Origin of the sequence: Fretibacterium fastidiosum (assembly GCF_000210715.1) — a bacterium.
In the GTDB taxonomy this organism is placed as follows: domain Bacteria; phylum Synergistota; class Synergistia; order Synergistales; family Aminobacteriaceae; genus Fretibacterium; species Fretibacterium fastidiosum.
This window is the reverse complement of the sequence record NC_021038.1, coordinates 2,177,560-2,181,735: the sequence shown is the minus strand read 5'-3', so window position 1 is coordinate 2,181,735 and position 4,176 is coordinate 2,177,560. Positions and strand designations below refer to the sequence as shown.

The following is a 4,176-nucleotide window of genomic DNA, read 5'->3' as shown; positions in this document are numbered from 1 at the left end:
TGAGGGGGGACCTTCGACAGCTTCAGCTTTTTCTGTTTCGAGCCTTCAGGAGCGGCCTCCCCGGTATGGAACGGGGCCTCCGCTTCCGGCAGATGGGGATCATACTCCATGAGTTTTCAGTCCTTTTAACGCCCTTGAAGGCGTCATCGTTGTCTTCACCTGACGTTCACCCTCCACAGGAGCCAGGGGCCGACAGGCCCAGAACGGAGGGGTTCGGAAAAGCGCCCTCCGTCGGAATACACTCAGTGTGGTATTTTACCAGACCTCAGGCGGGGCCGAAACGTGCCGAATGCTTAGGGCGCGCTGACTGATTTTCGCTGTCCCGGCCACCACCCGTCCGGCGCCTCAACGCCTCCACGCCCCCGGCAGGAAGAGGAGGAACACGGCGAAGAGCTCAAGCCGCCCTGCCAACATGCAGAAGGAGAGGATCCACTTGACGCCGGCGGGCAGCCAGGCGAAGTTCTCCACGGGCCCCAGGGCGCCCAGCCCCGGCCCCACGTTGCTGAGGCAGGCCACCACCCCGGAGAAGGCCGACACCATGTCGAGCTTCGGGTGGTCGAAGGCGGCGATCGCCAGCGTGGCCGAGGTCATGATGAGGAGGTAGAGGACCAGGAAGGCCGAGGCGGAATCCATGACGTCGCGGCCGATGGCCCGCCCGTTCATCCGCGCCGTGACCGTCGCCCTGGGGTGCAGCAGGCGCAGGGTCTCCGCCTGGACCTGGCGGCGCAGGACCAGAAAGCGCACGACCTTGCACCCGCCCCCCGTGGACCCGGCGCAGGCCCCCACCACCATCAGGATCAGGAACAGGAACCGGGCGAACTCGGGCCACAGGTCGTAGTTCTCGGTGACGAACCCCGTGGTGGTGATCAGGCTCACCACGTGGAAGAAGGAGGCGCGCAGCGCGGGCTCGACCCCGGAGAAGCCGCGGCGGAGGAGGCAGAGGGCGATGGCCAAGGCGGAGGCCGCGACGATGGCGGCGTACCAGCGCAGCTCCTCGTCGCCCAGGACCGCCCGCACGCGCCTCGCGAAGAGCAGGAAGTAGAGCGAGAAGTTGACGCCCGAGGCGAACATGAAGGCGGTGATCACCCACTCGATATAGGGGCTGTGGAAGGCGGCGATCGAGGCGTTCCGCGTGGAGAAGCCTCCCGTGGCGATGGTGGCGAAGGAGTGGACCACCGCCTCGAAGAGGCTCATGCCCCCCAGCGTCAGCAGGAGGGTTTCGGCGACCGTCAGCGCGAGGTAGACCTCCCACAGGCGCAGGGCCGTCTCGTGGAGGCGCGGGGTCAGCTTCTCCGGCGTGGGGCCGGGCACCTCCGCCTTGTAGAGCTCCATGCCCCCCACGCCCAGAAAGGGCAGGATCGCGAGGCTCAGGACGATGATCCCCATGCCCCCAAGCCAGTGGGTCAGCCCCCGCCAGAGCAGGATGCCCCTGGGGAGGGCCTCAACGTCGGCCAGCACCGTAGCCCCCGTGGTGGTGAAGCCCGACATGGTCTCGAAGAAGGCGTCGACGTAGCGGGGCGCCGCGCCGAACTGCCAGTAGGGCAGCGCCCCGACCGCCGAGGCGATCACCCAGGCGAAGCCCACGACGCCCACGGCCTCGCGGATGCCCAGGCTGTCCCCAAGCGGACCGGGACCGCCAGCGCCGGCCGGCCAGGAAGAGGCCCAGGCTCAACAGGATTCCGGTGCCGAGGGAGACGGCGAAGGCGGCCGCATCCCCCGTGCCGTCCAGGAGGGCCAGGAGGAACGGGGGGAGCATGAACAGGGAGACGATCGCGCAGATGAAGGAGAGAACGCGGAGGACGATCCCCACCTTCATCGGTGAAGCCCTCCCGCCGGCGCGCGCGTCACGGCTGCGCCTCGCTGAAGAGCTCCACGGCCTCGCGCATCAGGGCCGTCGAGGCGAAGAGGATGAGGTGGTCGCCGGGTTCCAGCTTCGTCGACCCCATGGGGACGAAGACCCGGTTTCCCCTGCCGAGGAGCGCCACCAGGACGCCCTTGGGCAGCCCCAGGTCCGACAGGGGGATCCCCGCCCGGCTGTGCTTCGCCGGCAGCACCACCTCCAGCATCTCCGCGTCGATCTTCTCGATGATGGAGAGGGCCCTGGCGTGGCCGGGGTAGCGGATCGTACGGAGGATCGTGGAGGACAGCGCCTCGTTCAGGTCCACCACGGCGTCGACGGGCATGTACTTCGGCATGTCGCGGTAGAGGCGGCGGCGCACCACCGCGATGCTCTTGCGGACGCCCATGGCCTTCGCCATGGCGGCGTAGACCAGGTTCACCTCGTCGGAGTCCGTGACGCAGACGTACCCGTCCGCCTCCTCGATGCCCTCCTCCTGCAGGACTTCCCTCTGGATGCCGTCCTCGTGGAGGAACAGGGTGTTCCTGTCCCCCAGCTCGTTGGACAGCCTCCTGCAGCGCTCCTCGTTGACGTCCAGGAGGCGGATCTCCGCGTGCCGGTAGGCCTCCTGGATCCTCTGGATCAGCTGGCACCCGATCTTTCCGCCCCCGACGATGAAGACCCGGCGCAGGGGCCGGGAGTTCTTTCGCTGAAAGAGCTCCTCCAGCATGTAGACCGTCTCCTTGTAGGAGACCACGTAGCACAGGTCCTGAGCGGCCAGCACCGTGTCGCCGTCGGGGACGAAGCTCTCCCCGTCGGGGCGCTCCACGCACACCACGATGGCGACGAGGTCCTTGTAGTCGATGCGGATGTCCTTCAGGGACTTCCCCACCAGCGGGGAGTCCTCCGCGACGCGAAAGGCGTAGATGGCCGCCTGTCCGTTCAGGAGCTCCGCCGTGCGGGTGGCAGAGCTCACCGTCAGGAGCTCCAGGATCTCCCGCGCCACGGACCGTTCGGGCGAGATCATCATGTCGATGCCGAGCTTCTGCCCCCAGGTGGGGGAGTCCGTGAACTCGAGCCCCCGCGCCCTGGCGATGACGTGCCGCACCCCGGCGCTGTGGGCGATCCAGCAGGATAGCATGTTCACCTCGTCCCGGTCCGTGCAGGCCACCAGGATGTCCGCGGCGCAGTCCTCCTCCCGAACGCCCGCGTCCCACAGCACCTGGGGCCTGGCCCCGTTGCCCCGGATCACGCGCACGTCCAGCTCGTCCTCCGCGCGCTTGGCCCTCTCCGCGTCCTGCTCCACCAGGTTGACGTTGTGTCCGTCCCCGGACAGGGTGGCCGCGATGCTGCGCCCCACCTCGCCCGCCCCGACGATGACGATGTTCATGATCGACAGGGCTCCCAGCTGCAGGAGAACAGGGTCATGGGCTTCTCGCCGGGACGCCCGTCGTCCGTGATGCGGTAGGCGAAGGACCGCGCCCTTCCCCGCTCCGGCAGGGACGCGATGTGGATGCGGGGCCGGCCGCCCCAGCGGATCCCGGACCGGAAGGACGCCGAAATCCCCCTGGGCTCGAACTCCATCGGGTCGATGGGCGTGGCCTCGAAGATCCACTCGAAGTAGGCCGCGTTGTTCACGTGGGCGTTGACGTCCAGGTCGTGAAAGCGGATGGGCCAGGGGACTTCGGTGCAAGGCGCGTCCGGTTCGGGGGCGGGACGTCGGGAAAGTCCGGGTCGATGGGGCCCGTGTAGCGCTCGTCGATCCTGGGCAGGTGGGCCTTCGGGCGCACGGGCCGTCCCGACGCCAGGTCCAGCAGGAGCCAGGAGGTCTTGGCCCAGGCCAGAGGCGTCCCGTCCGGCCGGTCCACGTTGAAGACCCGGAGGGTGTTGTAGCCGTGCTCCACGTCGTGGAAGGTCCCCACCACGAAGCGCTCGTCCAGGGCCGGGAGCGGCGCCAGGACCTCCACCTGGTAGCGCAGCAGCACCCAGGCGTAGCCCCGTGCGAGGAGCTCCGAGGAGGTCCCCTCCAGCTCCCTCACCGCCAGGCTCGCCGTGTCCTGAAGGTAGTCCAGCAGGCTGTGGAGCTTCAGCCGCCCGCGGCAGGAGGCGTCGGACGGCAGGACCGTCAGCTCACGCAGGTACATGCGCCCTGATCCCCCCAAGCGCCTTCACCGCTTCCGACAGCGCGCCGAAGAAGTCGTCAACGTCCTGAGGCGCGTTGAAGTACCCCGGCGAGACCCTCAGGCTCCCCTGGGGAAACGTGTCGAGGGACCGGTGGGCCTCCGGCGCGCAGTGCAGCCCCGGACGGGTCTCGAACCCCCTGCGGGACAGCTCGTCCG

The 4,176-nt window shown here is 68.6% G+C and carries 4 protein-coding genes and 1 pseudogene; all 5 read right to left on the bottom strand.

Going from position 1 to position 4,176, the window contains the following annotated elements:
• Window positions 1-345 precede the first annotated feature (345 nt).
• A complete protein-coding gene (locus tag SY1_RS09865; protein ID WP_243440656.1) occupies window positions 346-1,593 on the bottom strand; it encodes a TrkH family potassium uptake protein in 1,248 nt (415 codons plus the stop codon).
• A gap of 251 nt (window positions 1,594-1,844) precedes the next feature.
• Window positions 1,845-3,227, bottom strand: coding sequence for a Trk system potassium transporter TrkA (gene trkA / locus SY1_RS09860; RefSeq protein ID WP_015556937.1), 1,383 nt, complete (start codon window positions 3,225-3,227; stop codon window positions 1,845-1,847).
• Window positions 3,224-3,475, bottom strand: coding sequence for a hypothetical protein (locus SY1_RS12600; RefSeq protein WP_208873651.1), 252 nt, complete (start codon window positions 3,473-3,475; stop codon window positions 3,224-3,226). The genes trkA and SY1_RS12600 overlap by 4 nt, the downstream gene beginning before the upstream one ends.
• A complete protein-coding gene (locus tag SY1_RS09850) occupies window positions 3,472-3,981 on the bottom strand; it encodes an acyl-ACP thioesterase domain-containing protein (RefSeq protein WP_015556936.1) in 510 nt (169 codons plus the stop codon). Before SY1_RS09850 ends, SY1_RS12600 begins: the two co-directional genes overlap by 4 nt.
• A pseudogene (locus tag SY1_RS09845) lies at window positions 3,968-4,176 on the bottom strand (hypothetical protein); the annotation flags it as partial. The pseudogene SY1_RS09845 and the gene SY1_RS09850, both read right to left, overlap by 14 nt.

Bases quoted from the DNA above. Each gene is read 5' to 3' on its own strand.
- trkA (WP_015556937.1), bottom strand. From the start codon at position 3,227: ATGAACATCGTCATCGTCGGGGCGGGCGAGGTGGGGCGCAGCATCGCG.
- SY1_RS09850 (WP_015556936.1), bottom strand. From the start codon at position 3,981: ATGTACCTGCGTGAGCTGACGGTCCTGCCGTCCGACGCCTCCTGCCGC.